The organism is Chryseobacterium sp. UNC8MFCol, assembly GCF_000482305.1.
Taxonomy (GTDB): Bacteria; Bacteroidota; Bacteroidia; order Flavobacteriales; family Weeksellaceae; genus Chryseobacterium; species Chryseobacterium indologenes.
This window is the reverse complement of the sequence record NZ_KI535291.1, coordinates 473,129-488,160: the sequence shown is the minus strand read 5'-3', so window position 1 is coordinate 488,160 and position 15,032 is coordinate 473,129. Positions and strand designations below refer to the sequence as shown.

15 protein-coding genes and 1 tRNA gene are annotated in these 15,032 nt (G+C 36.1%); 7 read left to right on the top strand and 9 right to left on the bottom strand.

Features of this window, described 5'->3' with window-relative positions:
* The first annotated feature begins 18 nt into the window (after positions 1-18).
* The 5 genes from M030_RS0120105 to M030_RS0120085 all read left to right on the top strand — a co-directional run bounded on the left by M030_RS0120105 (position 19) and on the right by M030_RS0120085 (position 3,307).
* A complete protein-coding gene (locus M030_RS0120105; RefSeq protein WP_155857851.1) occupies positions 19-162 on the top strand; it encodes a bacteriocin-like protein in 144 nt (47 codons plus the stop codon).
* A 34-nt stretch (positions 163-196) separates the two neighbouring features.
* Complete coding sequence (locus tag M030_RS25645; RefSeq protein WP_155857850.1) at positions 197-367, top strand: hypothetical protein; 171 nt, start codon at positions 197-199, stop codon at positions 365-367.
* Between the two features lie 174 nt (positions 368-541).
* Positions 542-1,864 carry a magnesium transporter gene (gene mgtE, locus M030_RS0120095; RefSeq protein WP_027375044.1) on the top strand — a complete coding sequence of 441 codons (1,323 nt, stop codon included), beginning with the start codon at positions 542-544 and terminating at the stop codon, positions 1,862-1,864.
* A gap of 26 nt (positions 1,865-1,890) precedes the next feature.
* A complete protein-coding gene (locus M030_RS0120090; RefSeq protein WP_027375043.1) occupies positions 1,891-2,649 on the top strand; it encodes an ABC transporter substrate-binding protein in 759 nt (252 codons plus the stop codon).
* A gap of 190 nt (positions 2,650-2,839) precedes the next feature.
* The gene (locus tag M030_RS0120085; RefSeq protein WP_051585194.1) at positions 2,840-3,307 is read left to right on the top strand and encodes a cupin domain-containing protein; all 468 of its coding nucleotides are present in this window, start codon (positions 2,840-2,842) and stop codon (positions 3,305-3,307) included.
* A 75-nt stretch (positions 3,308-3,382) separates the two neighbouring features.
* Here the strand turns inward: M030_RS0120085 and M030_RS0120080 are convergent, their stop codons facing one another.
* Positions 3,383-3,832: a GAF domain-containing protein gene (locus tag M030_RS0120080; RefSeq protein ID WP_027375041.1), complete on the bottom strand. Its 450-nt coding sequence runs from the start codon at positions 3,830-3,832 to the stop codon at positions 3,383-3,385.
* Positions 3,833-3,845: 13 nt separating this feature from the next.
* Positions 3,846-5,273 (bottom strand): nicotinate-nucleotide adenylyltransferase, encoded by a 1,428-nt coding sequence (locus M030_RS0120075; RefSeq protein ID WP_027375040.1) that lies wholly within the window; start codon positions 5,271-5,273, stop codon positions 3,846-3,848.
* Positions 5,274-5,327: 54 nt separating this feature from the next.
* Between M030_RS0120075 and M030_RS0120070 the strand changes: the two genes are divergently transcribed.
* Together M030_RS0120070 and M030_RS0120065 are read left to right on the top strand one after the other, a co-directional pair.
* Entirely contained in the window at positions 5,328-6,095 is a 768-nt protein-coding gene (locus M030_RS0120070) for an MBL fold metallo-hydrolase (RefSeq protein ID WP_027375039.1), read from the top strand.
* A 93-nt stretch (positions 6,096-6,188) separates the two neighbouring features.
* Positions 6,189-6,268, top strand: a tRNA-Leu gene (locus tag M030_RS0120065).
* Positions 6,269-7,505: 1,237 nt separating this feature from the next.
* Here the strand turns inward: M030_RS0120065 and M030_RS0120060 are convergent.
* From M030_RS0120060 to M030_RS0120030, 7 genes are all read right to left on the bottom strand, one after another.
* The gene (locus M030_RS0120060) at positions 7,506-8,099 is read right to left on the bottom strand and encodes a hypothetical protein (RefSeq protein WP_027375038.1); all 594 of its coding nucleotides are present in this window, start codon (positions 8,097-8,099) and stop codon (positions 7,506-7,508) included.
* 10 nt (positions 8,100-8,109) lie between these two features.
* A complete protein-coding gene (locus M030_RS25105; protein ID WP_051585193.1) occupies positions 8,110-9,465 on the bottom strand; it encodes a hypothetical protein in 1,356 nt (451 codons plus the stop codon).
* A gap of 225 nt (positions 9,466-9,690) precedes the next feature.
* Positions 9,691-10,287 carry a hypothetical protein gene (locus M030_RS0120050; protein ID WP_130868062.1) on the bottom strand — a complete coding sequence of 199 codons (597 nt, stop codon included), beginning with the start codon at positions 10,285-10,287 and terminating at the stop codon, positions 9,691-9,693.
* 86 nt (positions 10,288-10,373) lie between these two features.
* Positions 10,374-11,264 (bottom strand): tetratricopeptide repeat protein, encoded by an 891-nt coding sequence (locus tag M030_RS25100; RefSeq protein ID WP_123861902.1) that lies wholly within the window; start codon positions 11,262-11,264, stop codon positions 10,374-10,376.
* A complete protein-coding gene (locus M030_RS25095; RefSeq protein ID WP_051585190.1) occupies positions 11,191-12,504 on the bottom strand; it encodes a glycoside hydrolase family 19 protein in 1,314 nt (437 codons plus the stop codon). The genes M030_RS25100 and M030_RS25095 overlap by 74 nt, the downstream gene beginning before the upstream one ends.
* Positions 12,492-13,196: a hypothetical protein gene (locus tag M030_RS0120035; RefSeq protein ID WP_027375036.1), complete on the bottom strand. Its 705-nt coding sequence runs from the start codon at positions 13,194-13,196 to the stop codon at positions 12,492-12,494. Before M030_RS0120035 ends, M030_RS25095 begins: the two co-directional genes overlap by 13 nt.
* Before the next feature lie 2 nt (positions 13,197-13,198).
* Positions 13,199-15,031 (bottom strand): phospholipase effector Tle1 domain-containing protein, encoded by a 1,833-nt coding sequence (locus M030_RS0120030; protein ID WP_027375035.1) that lies wholly within the window; start codon positions 15,029-15,031, stop codon positions 13,199-13,201.
* Position 15,032 lies beyond the last annotated feature (1 nt).

The window sequence follows — 15,032 nt, the reverse complement described above, 5'->3', positions numbered from 1 at the left end:
ACATTAAAACTAAATCATATGAAAAATCTAAAGAAGCTTAGCAGAGAAGCAGCCAAGGAAATTAAAGGTGCAGGACCAAAAAGATGTACAGAACATTCACAATGTATTTATGGAATGTGCTGCAAAGGAGTTTGTATGGAATATGCATGTTTTGAGGATTAAAAATTATATTCTTAATTGTTAAAAATCAATAGCCATGAAAACTTCAAATTTTAAAAAACTGAGCAGGCAGGTACAAAAAGAAATCAAAGGAAGCCTTCAGATGCAAAAATGCAGAAGCACTGAACCAAAGTGTGATCCGGGTACATGTTGTACCGGAGGATTCTGCCTTCCTTCTCCTATTACAGAATGTGAGCCTATTTTTTAGAATAAATAGACATACATAAATTTTTAAAATTTAATTTTTTTAACATCCGCTCCGGCGGGTGTTTTTTATTATTATTACATGGCATTGCACTTTAATTAATCCTTAATTTTCCCAGTTTGTTCGTCAGTCTTAAAAATTTGAATTATTTTTGCATATCCTAAAAAATTTCACGTTTTGAATTCTAGAGACGAACTTATCTTCAACCCTGCCGATATTGCCGAAACTCTCAGCGAATTACCAGCTGATGAGAGGCTGCTCGCGTTCCTGAAAGTTCCGAAAGAGTATAAAGCGGAAGTATTCTCTCACCTTGACCCTGATTTCCAGGAAGATACCATCAGAAGTATTGGAAGTGATGATGTTTCGGAAATCCTGAACGCCATGACTCCTGATGACAGGACTGCACTTTTCGAGGATTTTCCTGATGAACTGATCAAATATTCCATCAATCACCTGAACCCTCAGGAAAGAAGAATTGCCTTAAAACTTTTAGGATACAACTCAGATTCTATTGCCCGTCTGATGACTCCTTATTATATTCAGATCCGTAAGGAATGGACTGTAAAGAGATGTCTTCAGCAAATCAAAAAGGTCGGAAGAAGAGTGGAAACCATGAACTATCTTTATGTGGTAGACGAAAGGAACCGACTCATTGATGACCTTGCTATCGGAACTTTACTGCTGGAAGAAGAGGATACTCTTGTTTCTGACATTACAGATAATCATTTCGTAGCTATAACAACGACCACTTCAAAAGAGGATGCGGTAACATATTTTGAAAAGTATGACCGTGGCGCTCTTCCCATCATTACAGAAGCCGGCGTCCTGGTAGGAATTGTAACAATAGATGACATCCTTGACCAAATTGAGCAACAAAACACCGAGGATATTCAGAAATTCGGGGGGTTGGAAGCATTAGACCTTCCCTATACCCAAACTTCATGGACGGAAATGATTAAGAAAAGAGCCACCTGGCTGATTATTCTTTTTGTTTCTGAAATGCTGACCGCTTCCGCTATGGGATATTTTGATAAAGAAATTGAAAAAGCGGTTGTTCTTGCCTTATTTGTTCCTTTAATTATTTCCAGTGGAGGAAACTCGGGATCACAGGCTGCTACCCTGATTATCCGTGCTATGGCTCTTCAGGAAATAAGCCTTAAAGACTGGTGGTATGTCATGAGGAAGGAAATCATTTCGGGATTATGCCTGGGTGCTATTTTAGGAATCATTGGTTTTGTAAGGATCATGTTGTGGCAAAAAATAGGTCTGTTTGATTACGGCCAGTACTGGGCATATGTTGGATTAAGTGTTTCCGTTTCTCTTATCGCCATTGTACTTTGGGGTACTTTATCGGGATCTATGATTCCGTTTGTCTTAAAAAAATTAAAACTTGACCCTGCTACTTCTTCAGCTCCATTTGTAGCCACTTTGGTGGATGTGACAGGACTTATCATTTATTTTACCGTAGCCGGACTTTTCTTAACGGGAAAACTTTTGTAATTTTAGGCATCATCTAACATGCCAATATGAAAATTGTATCTCTTGTACCCTCTATTACGGAGGCCTTATTCGATCTGGGACCGGGCGAACACGAAATTATCGGAAGAACAAAATTCTGTATTCACCCACATGAAAGTGTAAAAAATGTAACAATTATAGGCGGTACCAAGAATATCAATATTGAAAAAATAAAAGCTTTGCAACCGGATCTTATTCTCGCCAATAAGGAGGAAAATGTAAAGGAACAGGTGGAGGCCTTAATGGAAGATTGTAAGGTTATAGTGACTAACGTAGAGACGATTGAAGACAACTATTACCTGCTTAAAAACCTTGGAAAAATCTTAGGAAAAGAAGATAGAGCGCAACTTTTCAATCTTAAAATTTATGAAATTCTCAACCAGGCTCAACTTGAAACAAAGGTAAAGGCAGCCTATCTTATCTGGAAAAATCCTTATATGACAATAGGTGCAGATACTTTTATTCATAAAATTTTAGCCGAAATAGGTTTTGAAAATATTTTTAAGGATAAAACCCGTTATCCTGTGATTGCCCCAGAAGATCTGGCGGACGCCGATGTCATTATGCTCTCCTCTGAACCCTTCCCTTTTAAAGAAAAACATATTGAAGAGCTGAAAGTTTTTTATCCTGATAAAAAAATCATTATTGTCGATGGTGAAGCCTTTTCATGGTATGGAACGCATATGGCAAAATGTGAAAATTACTTTAAAGAACTATTGGCAGAGATAGACTCCGCGCAGATTGATCTTAACCGCAAAACCTCTTAACTATTTCAACTGATACCAAACAGTTGTGGAATACACTTGGATTCCTAAGAATGTGATTTTTATAATGGCTAGATATCCGAAATTCCTGTTAAGATATCTTTAATTTAATAGAAAACATTTCTGATAAAAATGCAGCTTGTCTTATTCTGTAATTTTTGGTAAATTGGTCTGAATAATATTAAAAAAACACATGTCCGGAACTATTATATTGTCTGAAGGAGCAGAGTTTGACCACGTTATACAAGAAGTTGCAAAGTATATCAACCTCTATGTAATGCCATTTGAAAAGGACGAAAGAAGCTTTACACGTATTGATAAACGTGAAAGTATGTATGGTGGTTACGGAACCGTCTATATGATTCAGATGTTTGATCAGAAAGAGCTGGCCAATAACCGTCTCGCTGCCTATATGGTTTTACTGAATAAAGGTGATGAATCAGGGTTTCATACTCATAATGAAAGAAACGAGCAGGAATTATATGTCGTAGTACACGGAACCGGAGAATACCGGGAAAGAATGGGAAAAGAAGGGCCAATACGCAAAAAAATGCTTCAGAAGGGTGATATTACCGCCATTCATTCGATAGGCTATCATTCCATTGAAAATACCGGTCAGGAACCTTTAATCATGTTTGTGATTACGACAAACAATCCGTAAAAAGTTCTTATCTATATTGATAAAAAACTCCGGCTCAAAAGCCGGAGTTTTTATTATATTTTTGTCAGATTCTGATTATAAAATCCTGGAAACTTCATTACAAAGCCATTCCAAAAGCTCACGATCTTCTGCTGTAAAAGGATCAATCGTATGAGAATCAATATCTATCTGGCCGATATTTTTTCCGTCTTTAAAGATGGGAACTACAATTTCAGCTTTTGTATCGATGGAGCAACTTAAATAATTGCTTTCTTCGTGTACATCAGGCACCACAAATGTTTCATTGGAAACTGCAACCTGACCGCAAATACCTTTTCCATACGGAATAATGGTATGGTCTGTAGGAGCTCCCACATAAGGCCCAAGGATCAATTCATCCTTATCTCCGTTTTTGAAATAAAAACCTGTCCAGTTGAAATAAGAAATTTCCTGATCCAGCAGGTGGCAAACTTTTTCAAGTTTTTCTTCTGTATTATGCTTAGGACTTTCAAGAATTGAGGAAAGTCTTTTCTTTAGTTCTGACATTATATTTATTTTTTTAAGAGAATTGTTTTAGGGAAAGCTCTTCTTTATACCCAAACATTCCACGTTCTTTAATCATTTCTGCAACGCCTTCCGGAACCTGAGTTTCCCAGCCTTTAACGCAACATGCAATTTTTCTTAATATTTCTCTGGAATAGATTTCAAGAAACTCCGGATTATAGTTGGTAATATCCACAATACGCTCGTTTCGTTTGAAATATTTATATAATTCTTTAAGATTTTCTTCTACTTTAAGATTCGATGAGTCTAATAACTCATGGGTTTCAGGATCTTTGTACGGATACAGGTATACCCGCATTCCGTTTCTGAAGAATTTCCCGAATGCTTCCAGGATTCCCCCCGATAAATCTTTATAATATTTCTCGTCAAATACCATCAACAGGTTATTCACTCCCATCGCCACCCCGATATCACCTGTCGTGTAAGAAGCGAAATAGTCAATGAGCCTGTAGTATTCCGAGAAGTTTGAAATGATAACAGTATATCCCAACTTACCTAAAATATCTACCCTGTCAAGGAAATCTCTCTCATCAATATCCCCATCTGCTCTAAGATTGGAAATGGTAATTTCGATAAGGACTTCAGTTTCTTCGTGGGTACAGATGGCGTCTTTAAAAAACATATCCATTCCGTTCTGAAGCATATCTATATTAACTTTCGTTACGGGTCTGAAACTTCCTCTTACTGCAAAAATATTTTTCTTATACAATACGTCTGCCGGAAGCATATTACTCCCTTGTGAATTGAAAATAACAGCATCTGTCATTCCGTTTTTCACAAGCTGAAGAGACATCAGTCTGTTATCAACATAGGCAAAAGCCGGCCCGCTGAAGTCAATCATATCGATCTCCAGATTGTCTTTTGCTACGTCGTCGTATAAGGATTCTACTAAAGTTCTTGGATTGTCATAATAGTTGAAGGCTCCGAAAATAAGGTTTACCCCTAAATTTCCTAACGTTTCCTGTTGTAAGGTCGCGTCGTTTTCCTTGAATTTCACATGAATAACGATCTCGTTGTAGTCTTCATTTTCTTTGGTCTGAAAACGGATTCCTACCCAGCCGTGGCCTCTTACCGTCTTATCAAAGTTGATGGTGGTAACCGTATTGGCATAAGAAAAAAACTTTCTATCAGGGTTATTATCCCTTGAAATTCTTTCTTCGATCAAAGCTACCTCATAACGGAGCATTTTTCGAAGCCTGTTTTGGGTGACGTACCTGTTTTTTACTTCTTTTCCGTAGATAGCATCACTAAAATCTTTGTCATAAGCAGACATTGCCTTGGCAATCGTACCGGAAGCCCCCCCTGCTCTAAAAAAGTGCCGAACAGTCTCCTGCCCTGCTCCAATTTCTGCGAAAGTACCATAAATAGTAGGATCTAGGTTAATTGTTAATGCTTTTTGTTTGGGAGTTAGTTTCTGATACATTAGGACATGAAATTTTTTGTAAATTTACCAAAATTAAACCAACCTCAAAACAAAATGAAGTTGAAATTTTTAGGAACGGGTACTTCGCAAGGTGTGCCAGTTATAGGCTGTACATGTGAAGTGTGTACTTCTCAAAATCCCAAAGACAAACGTTTACGCTCTTCCGTTATGATTACTACGGAAGAAAATAAAAAAATACTGATCGACTGTGGTCCTGATTTCAGGCAGCAGATGCTTACCAATCATGAGCATACGGTAGACATCACCCTGATTACCCATGAGCATAATGACCATGTGATCGGGCTGGATGATATGCGACCGCTTATTTTTAAAAGTGGCAAGGATGTTCCGCTGTATTGTTACCAGAGAGTGGCTCATGAGATAAAAAACCGTTTTCCCTATGCTTTTGCGGATGTAAGATATCCCGGAGCTCCGGCTTTTGAGCTTCATGAGATTGAAAATAAACCGTTTGAAGTATTAGATACCGTCATTACACCAATTGAGGTCATTCATTTTAAAATTTCCGTTTTTGGATATAAGTTTAAAAAACTGGCTTATATCACAGATGCCGGCTTTATTTCTGAAACGGAAAAGGAAAAATTAAGAGATCTTGATGTTTTAATTTTAAACTGTATCCGGAAATTTGATCCGCATCCGGCTCATTTTATTCTTCCGGACGTTATCAAACTTTTTGAAGAGCTGCAACCTAAAAAATTATTTCTCACTCATATCAGTCATCATTTAGGATTGCATGATATTGAAGATAAGGAGCTTCCGGACGGAATCCACCTTGCCTACGATGGTTTGGAACTTCTTTTTTAAAAAAATTATTCAAAAAAGCTTTTGAACATTGAAAAAAGTTCCTATATTTGCACACCAATTTGAAACAAACATCACGTTTGAACTCAACATCAAGCCCAGGTGGCGGAATTGGTAGACGCGCTGGTCTCAAACACCAGTTCTTAGGAGTACCGGTTCGATCCCGGTCCTGGGTACAAAAAATCGGCAAACTAGCTTTAAAACTATGTTTGCCGATTTTTTATTATTGTCTAATGCACTCCATTTTTAACGTGTAAAAATAAAACGAATCATGTACATTCTAAGTCCATTCTATGGGATCAGGTGCAAAAGTTGAAGGCTAGGCTAAAAGTTTGCTTAATATCTGAAGAAAAAAACGTTCTTTCTTTTACACCTGTAAGCTGAAGTTTTACAAAACGCAAAGGCAGGATGCGATTGTTAATGATAAGTGAGCTAAGAAGCGAAAAGGTCACTGATGAGGATTTATGGATATGCATATGCTTAGAAAAAATCAATAAAGTTGATTCCAACCTTTGTTTCCTCAAAATATAAATAATCCTAGCTGTTACACTGCATATTGATAAAAAACTCCTTTTCATAAAATAAAGGCACAGCAAACAAATAGTATATATATAAACCATAAACAATTAAAAAAATAAAAAAACTTCATTAAAAAATGAAGTTTAAGTGTGTGATTAATTATAGAAAAATGATGTGGTGTTGAACAGGATTCATTTACAAACCCTCATCAATACTAACAATACACGTGCCAATACACTCACCGTTTAATGAAATTCTTATATTTGTGGTCCATTCAAAAAAATAGTTCACAAATAAACCTGAAATACAATAAGATACATGCTATAAAAAATCCCCGGATTTCTCTGGGGATAAAAACTAATAACCATAAAAACTCAAAAAATGAGTAGTATGTTGATATACGAAACATTTCATCATGTGGTTTTATTTCGTATAAAAAACCTCGTTATAAAAGGACAAAAACAAATTAAGCAGTTGCTGATTCCAGCTGCCGATACTTAAAATATACACGGCCCCCTCATCGGGGACAGAATACACAAAATCCGAAATTAAATAATCGAACGTTTAAATATACAAAAAATATATCATCGAATAGTGATATTTATAAGCATTTATGTCCGTATTCATTTGTTTGGTAAATGGTAATAAAAACCTCCCAAAGCATTAGGAGGTTAAGGTATTCTTTTATTTTAAAGCACTAATAACATGGTAGTTCTTGTCAGTTTCATACTTTATTTATACTATTTTTTCCAATTTGAACTTACACCAGATAACGGTATCATTAAAAGCATCAATATTTAATGAGAATAAACTTTCATATGCTTTTGTATAATTTCCGTTAAATTTTATGACCTCCAGGTAACAGCAGGATTTATCGATTGAAATGAGCCTAACTTAATTCTCACTCCCTGCAGCTAAATACAGAAGGGCTTCTTCAGCTTCCTTTTTTAAACTGGGATGATCAGATTTTAAATTATTCTGATAATATAAGATTTGCTGGTAGACTTCATCTTTTGAGCCCCTAACAACTTTAATATTGAAAGTACCATGGTAAGCTGAACTTTTCGGGGAGCCTCCATCTGCTGCAACAAACAGATCTAAATTATATTGCATGCTGATCTCTCCTTCTTGAAGAAAATTAAAGTATCTGTTTAAAAAATACGTTGCCTGGTATGACTTTCCAGCCCCAATTTTAATAGGAGCCGAGCGCTCACTGTCGTTCCATTGTCTATCTTTTATTTTTATCAACGGAGATGATGATGTAAAAGAGAGATCATTCGGGTTAGGGTAAAATAATAAAATACTGATATCCTGTGAAGAATTATTAGTAATTGTCAGGATGGAGGATACTACTCCATTAAACAGATTTTTTCCCTGACCTGGTGTAATATTAACGCTTATATTGTTGTTACTGTTCATTTTAGTAGTATTTTGTGAAGCACATTGTGCATTAATGAATAAGATAATGATAATTAATAAGTTTTTCATAATACTATTTTTAAGGCAAATTATGATCCTGACTTGTTACATTTGCATTTCCTGCACCGGTTATATACCCACCTATTGTTACTGCAGCTCCTATTTTTCTTGTGCGATGTTTCCATTGTGGTGCGCTGGCAGTTCCTTTATTATATACTTCATGAATTCTTTTAAAACCGGAATTCGGATGAACAATATCAACAGCTCCACAACATTTACATTTATATATACACAATTGATTGGCTTCTGAAATTCCTGCTCTGCCCAACGTAATATTTGCTCTCGCCATTGAATGGGTATCCTGAGTCAGCTGATCCCCGGCCAGATATCCTGAATTATCAGCTGACCCGCCTCTGGCAGGAAAAGGGGGATTATCATTTCTACCTACATAATCAACCACCTCTTTAATTTCAATTTCCTTTAAATCTGCAAAAACACCATTATCAGAACTCCACCCATCCTGAACAATTACTCCCAGTCTTGTGGAAGTATTCACTTCGCCAACATAGGTGTCTGTATAATTAATAGGATGGCAGCACACGCTGAAACCCTGGGAAGTGGCCTTTCTGGCGTTTCCTACTTTAGCTTCGATCTTAAGTTGTCCTCCATGTCCCGGTTTTGTCATAGCCGTTCCTTTTATAGTTACTTTAGTGGTAGCTGTAATAGTAGAAGGTGTAATACTGGCATTTCCATTATCTGGACTTGAGTTTATTATTGATAAATTAACGGAACCTGCTCCGGTTACTGTAACTTTAAGTTCGTAAGTCTTATTTAAAGGAACACTATCAGGCAGCCCTGTCACGGATGTTGCATTTTTTCCGACATATGGATTTCCTCTGATTACCCTGCCTATGCTTACCTGAACAGGAGCAGGAGGTACCGGAGCTCCTTTTGTATCAATACTGTCAGGTATATTCATCTGTCCGGAGTTTACGAATTCAACTTTCCCGGTTTCAGGAGGTGTCCCGGGTATAGCACCTACTCCCGGTAAAAATGACTGTTTCAGCAAAACTTTGCTGTCCTGTACTTTTACTGTTCCAAAATTTTGCCATTCCGCAGGTTGTGTCAGGATAAAACCATCATCAAAAATAAAATTGGGAACTTGTTTTTCTACGACAGTTCCTGTAAGCTTATCCTGCGTGGTCGGTACATCATTTAAAACTTTAAATGTCCCCAGATGAGCATTGAATTTTATCTTAGCCCCGTCTATGGCCAATAATAAACCTTCTTCTTTTTTCTCTTTCTCGTCATTTTCAGCACGCTTTTCCTCCATCTTTTTACTATTGCCGGCCTTCATTTGCTCAATATCCTGAGCAGCTGCCTGATTCTGAGTTTCAGGAGTATTTCCGACTCCTTCGTTCTTTACTCTATCCATAGTAATGAATGTGTTAAATTATAAAATATGATGTAGGTTAAAAAGTAAAATCATTATGCCGCCGGACTACGATTTCGTTTGATTTTAATAAATAACCTAAAAGATTACTTTGAGACGGCTCACTTGCCCTGAAGATGAAAACAGTAAAAAAAATTATTGTTCATCTGGAAAAATTCACTGATTTACTCTTAGCTACTAACTTGTACATTCCAGTAATCAATTTCATCAAAATATTATCTTTCCATCATTTATCCATCTGTTTTGTTTGTTCCAATGACCACCACAATCTCCCTGCAATTCAGTAACCACTTTTCTTTTGGCAACATCAACAATAACACATAGATAATTCTCATATAATGTTTTATTGATTCCATCATCCACATATCCTTTCGAAATATAATCAAGGACTATATATTTTTTATCTGGTGAAATACTGAGAATCTTTCCACCGGAGTAATTAGCATGATTATATCCTTTTATACTATATTTTTTTCCGTCGTTCAAAATAAAAGGATTCTGATACATGTTAAATTCCTTATCATAAGTTTTGAATCCTAACTTAAAGGATCCGGATATTGTAATAATAGGAGACGTTTTTCCGGATTGAGCAAACGTTGCTTGGAAAAGCAGTAAAATCAATAGCAGTATATTTTTCTTATTGGTTGTATCCATAACTGTTTTTCCTGAGCATTTCATATTATTTTCTATTTTCCCATTTCCCTCTTTATAAAAAGTCTCATCTTCGGTTAATATACAATTTTTATATTTAGAAGAATAAATATATTCCTGTGCATTTCCTATATCAGTTGAAACATCATACAATACATTCAGCACCATAGTTCTGTCAAATTACAAGATATGATTTTGACTAAAAATACTTCCCTCCTCAAATGATAGAAAAAAATTTCTTATTTTATTCTTTCCCCGACATATTTTGGAATTTTATTAAGGTCCTTCTTTTGAGATTTCATTAAAGAGTAATATGTTTTGTAATTTTCTATGGCTTTTTCTTTTTCACCTACATTCCAATAGCTATTTGCGATATTGAGATAAGCAACGATCCGATCCGGATATTTTTGAAGTATTTTTTTTAGCACTGTAATTGAAACTTCCGGATTAACATTTTCGAGCTTAAAAGCAAGATCATTAATCTTAGTAATATTATCAGCAGAAATATCGACATGATCTAACCAGCTTTTGTTGGCTACCCAATCATAATAATTAAAATTTACCTTCAGAAAATCCTTTGTATCCAGTACTATTGTTGCGTCATCATCAGATTCTGTAGCAAAGTAAGTTTCTTTATATTGATGAAGAACAAAATTATTATTTGAGAATTGTAGCTTAAAGTCGATTACTGAATATTTATCAGAAGCAAAAGGCGCAACTGATGTCGTATATGAGAGTAATTTATCTTCAAATTTAACCTGTTCAATATTTCCGTCTGACTTACCACTACATTCCTTACATGGAAAAATATTATCATTTTCATATACAAGTTCTGTATTATTTTTATTTTTGAAAACAATGATGAGCTTTCTTTTGGTAAGGTCTTGAGGCTGCTTTTTATTATTTAATGTTAAAACATATAAATCGTCACGCAAACCATCATTATTAAAATCATTATGCAGTTGAGCTACAATTTCGTTTGTTTTTAATAAGGAATATAAATGATTACTTTGAGAGTGACAACTTATCCCCGATAATAAAAGCAGTAAAAAAAATTTATTGTTCATCTTTAAATATTTTAACCGTTCTGTCAAATGCATCTCTTCTGTTACTATATGATTTAGTTGCATAATTTACTTTTGCTGTAATTGAATTCACTACTTCATGGGTTGCCCCATTTTTAGACAATGTATTAGCCTTCTTTAAAATCCAGTCTCCTAATCCAGCAAAAACAGCTTCCTTTGCTGTAAACATTGATTTACCTAATGACAGATCAATTCCGGAATCGGGCAATCGTGAGTCAATTATTTCCTGAATACTCTTGTAATTACTTCTTCCCGTAATTTGCATTAGCCCCCTTCCTCTAAATTTCCATCCATCACCTTCTTTTACATTTCCTAACTTATAATCCTTTCCCCGATTCGTATCATCGTAAGCAATATTTGCAATTTTCTCCTGATCTGCAGCATGCACAATTTTTTTCTTTTTAGTTTTAGGATCAACTTCACTTTTCCGCCCTATTTCATCAGCATAATCATAGTATTTTTTATTGTTTTTGAATACGGAAAAGGGGTAGCCAGATCTTAAAGCTTCAACAGAATAGTTTAAACTTTCCCCATTAAACGCTCCCGATAAATCATCACTACTTTCAACAAAAGCCTGTGCAAAAAAATGAGCTCTATTAAGGCAAGTATTAAGTTCAAATACTTCATATAATTTTTTAGATTCGCCTTTTACTATATATGATTTATTTAATTCATCTACTATACCTTGTAACCAAGAAGTATTGGAAGCATTAGGCCAGACTTTTTTTATTTGTAATAGAGTAAAATCATCTGAACACGAACTCTTCTTCTTTCCCTGTTCCGGCACCGGTGCTCCCTTCGCATCTATACTTTCCGGAGCATGTACCTGTCCGGAGGTTACAAATTCTATTTTGCCTGTTTCAGGCGGTATGCTTCCCGGCATTTTTCCTGTTCCCGGTAAAGTAGATTTTTTTAGCAGCACATAATTGTCCTGAACTTTTACTGTTCCAAAATCCTGCCAGTCCGCCATGGAAATCATCTGAAAACCATCATCAAAAATAAAATTCGGAATTTGTTTTTCCACAACAGTTGCGGTAAGTTTATCCTGAGTAGTCGGTACATTGCTCAACACTTTAAAGGTTCCAAGGTGGGCATTGAATTTTATTCCGGCACCATCTATGGCCAGTAATAAACCTTCATCCTTTTTATCTTTCGCCTCATTTTCCGCCCGTTGATCATCCATCTTCTGCTTATTTTCCGCCTTCTGTTGATCATTATCCTGAGCCGGAGCCTGATTTTGAACTTCAGGAGCTTCTCCTACTCCTCCATCCTTTATCCTATCCATAATAATGAATGTTTTAAATGAGAATTCTGTTTTTTGATTTCTATAAAACCTTCTTCATACAGGTCTCCTTTGCAGACAAACAGTCCTGTAAAATGATCAATGTCTGTTTCCTCCAGATTTTGGGCGGAAATTTTTAAAATCATTTTATCACCCACCTTTACAGGAGTCATTATTTCTGTAAATCCTTCTGTCGTTTCTCTTTTTCTCTTAGTCTCAAACGACTGTAGCAGCCCGTTAAAGAGTAATCCGAACATATTATATCCTCCTAAAAAATCAATCAGTTTTGCTTCATCTTCAAGCAAACTGCTTATGTGACTGAAGTAACTTTCTACGGCTTCTCCCTGATGTGTTTTTACTAATTCATCCTGAATCTTCACCCATCTCAGACGAAGGAAAAGCAGATTGTCAATGGCTGTAATATTCCCATCTTCATCCACTTTACATTCGATTTCATCAAATAAATAACTGATCTTTTTTAAAAATTTTCCCATTGCATCTTCATCATCAGAAAAATCAAAATCAACCACAAGGACCTGGAACCTGTATTCTTCCTTTGCTTTTCCCAGATAGTATATCTCAATCTGCCTTGCAAAGCTCTTTTGGGTCGTATAGAACGAATTTTTTTGTTCTATAACAATCGTTTCGTGTCTGTATGTTTTCCGGTGAAGATTCTGCAATATGTTGTAGGTCATTCTTAATATATTCTTCTTTGATAATCATTGTTGGGGTCCATTCCCATCCAGTCTCTGTTGGCAGACCAGTGAAGGTATTGCTTACGCATAATTCGTAATAGAGTTTGGGGATGATAAGCAGTAACCGTCACTTCTTCCAATGTTGTGGTTTTCATTTTATTCCCGTTTTCATCCAGTTTCTCTTCGGGAGATTCTTCATGAGCAGGTTCCTGTACGGGCTCAGGATGCAACAGTCTTTGCAGGGCTTTCTCCTGTTTTTCTTTTTCTACCACCTCATCTGTTTTGAAATCCCATTTACCCTCATTTTCAAATACATACCCGTGTAAAAGATCTTTTGCATGAGGCAAATATTTATCATTTTCTATGGAAAAGGTGATTTCTGTTTTTGTCATTAACTGATGATTGTAAAGATTTTCACCAAGTTCTTCCATAAAATGCAGCGGGATATAGCTGTATTCTTTCCTTAGAAACCGGGTTCCGGTAATTTTACGGTACACTCCTCCCAAGGTAAGGACATTCAGGAAGCTATTATTGATCTCGATCTGCTCACTATCAAACCAGCATTCATCAATCAGTTGTTGCCGGCGTTTATTCAGGAACCATACGGGTTTATGATTGGAAGTTTCTATTTCATCCACTCTTTCCGTTCCGTTCTCATAAGCACCACCAATATCACAGTGCACTCCGGGAAATTCTTTTTCAATACTCCCCGGAAATCTCGTTAATGAAAAATTTTCCCGATGTTCATTGGCTGCAGTAAAATGAACAGCTTTAAAGTAAGGTCCCGGATTCTTAAGCTGTAACTGCTCTACATCATCTCCGAAATTATAATTTGGTCCTAAAACAGAATGCTTCATTCCTTGCCAGCCTACTCTTTTCAATGTTCCCATATCACCAAACTCTTCATAAGAAGATACCGTATCATACACCCCTATAAAACGAACATCAAGATCTAAGTCTTCAAGTTGTTGTTCTGATAAGATTTTTTTACTTAAAAGATAGTATCCCAAAAAGCCAAATTTTGGAAGTTTACCATCTTTGATATATTTCGGATCTACCTCAATATTGTCTTTATCTATCCAGAAATCTCCATATTCGGGAACCGATACCGGACCATAAGGAGAATAGGTCTGGGTATATCCTATTACTTTTCTGATTTTTTTGATCTCAACATCTTTGGGTCTTTTATTTCCGTTGATTTCGTAGGCAAAATTTCTTGCCGCAGCGGCTCCTCTGCTAAATCCGAAGGTATCAACGATTATTTTAACCAATTTTTTTTTATCGCGTTGTTGTTTTTTTAAATCGCCAATCCTATCGGCCACCATTTCACACCCTTTCCTTACTTTCCCCCGTACTCCGGTTTTACCGGAACCATACTGGAAACCGTCATCAACATCCCGATTGTTATTGAGCGTCCCAATACCCTCCACATAAATGCCATATGCATTTTGCTCACAGCATTGGTACATCCTTGCTACATTCGTATAATCGTTGCTGAAACTGTTATCCACCCCCTGTTTGTCCAGCCATTCCTGATGACTAGATTTAAGATAATGGTGGTATTCAGAATTATCATCCAGCAGCTTTTTCTTTTTCAATCTTTCATATTCTTTTTCCTGCAGGATCCTTGTGTCTTTGATTGCCTTTTCTTTTTCCCTGATCTGATCCTCTGTATCAGTACTTGTCATTTTATTCTTTCCATCTCTGTACTTCATTCTTAATTCGCTGTTTTTCAAATTATTCAAAGTACCATCAAAGAATACTCCTATTTCCAGATGCATTTCATCTACAGGAGTTTTAGGATTGCCCGTGTTGTATACAAAAGTTTTTCCCATA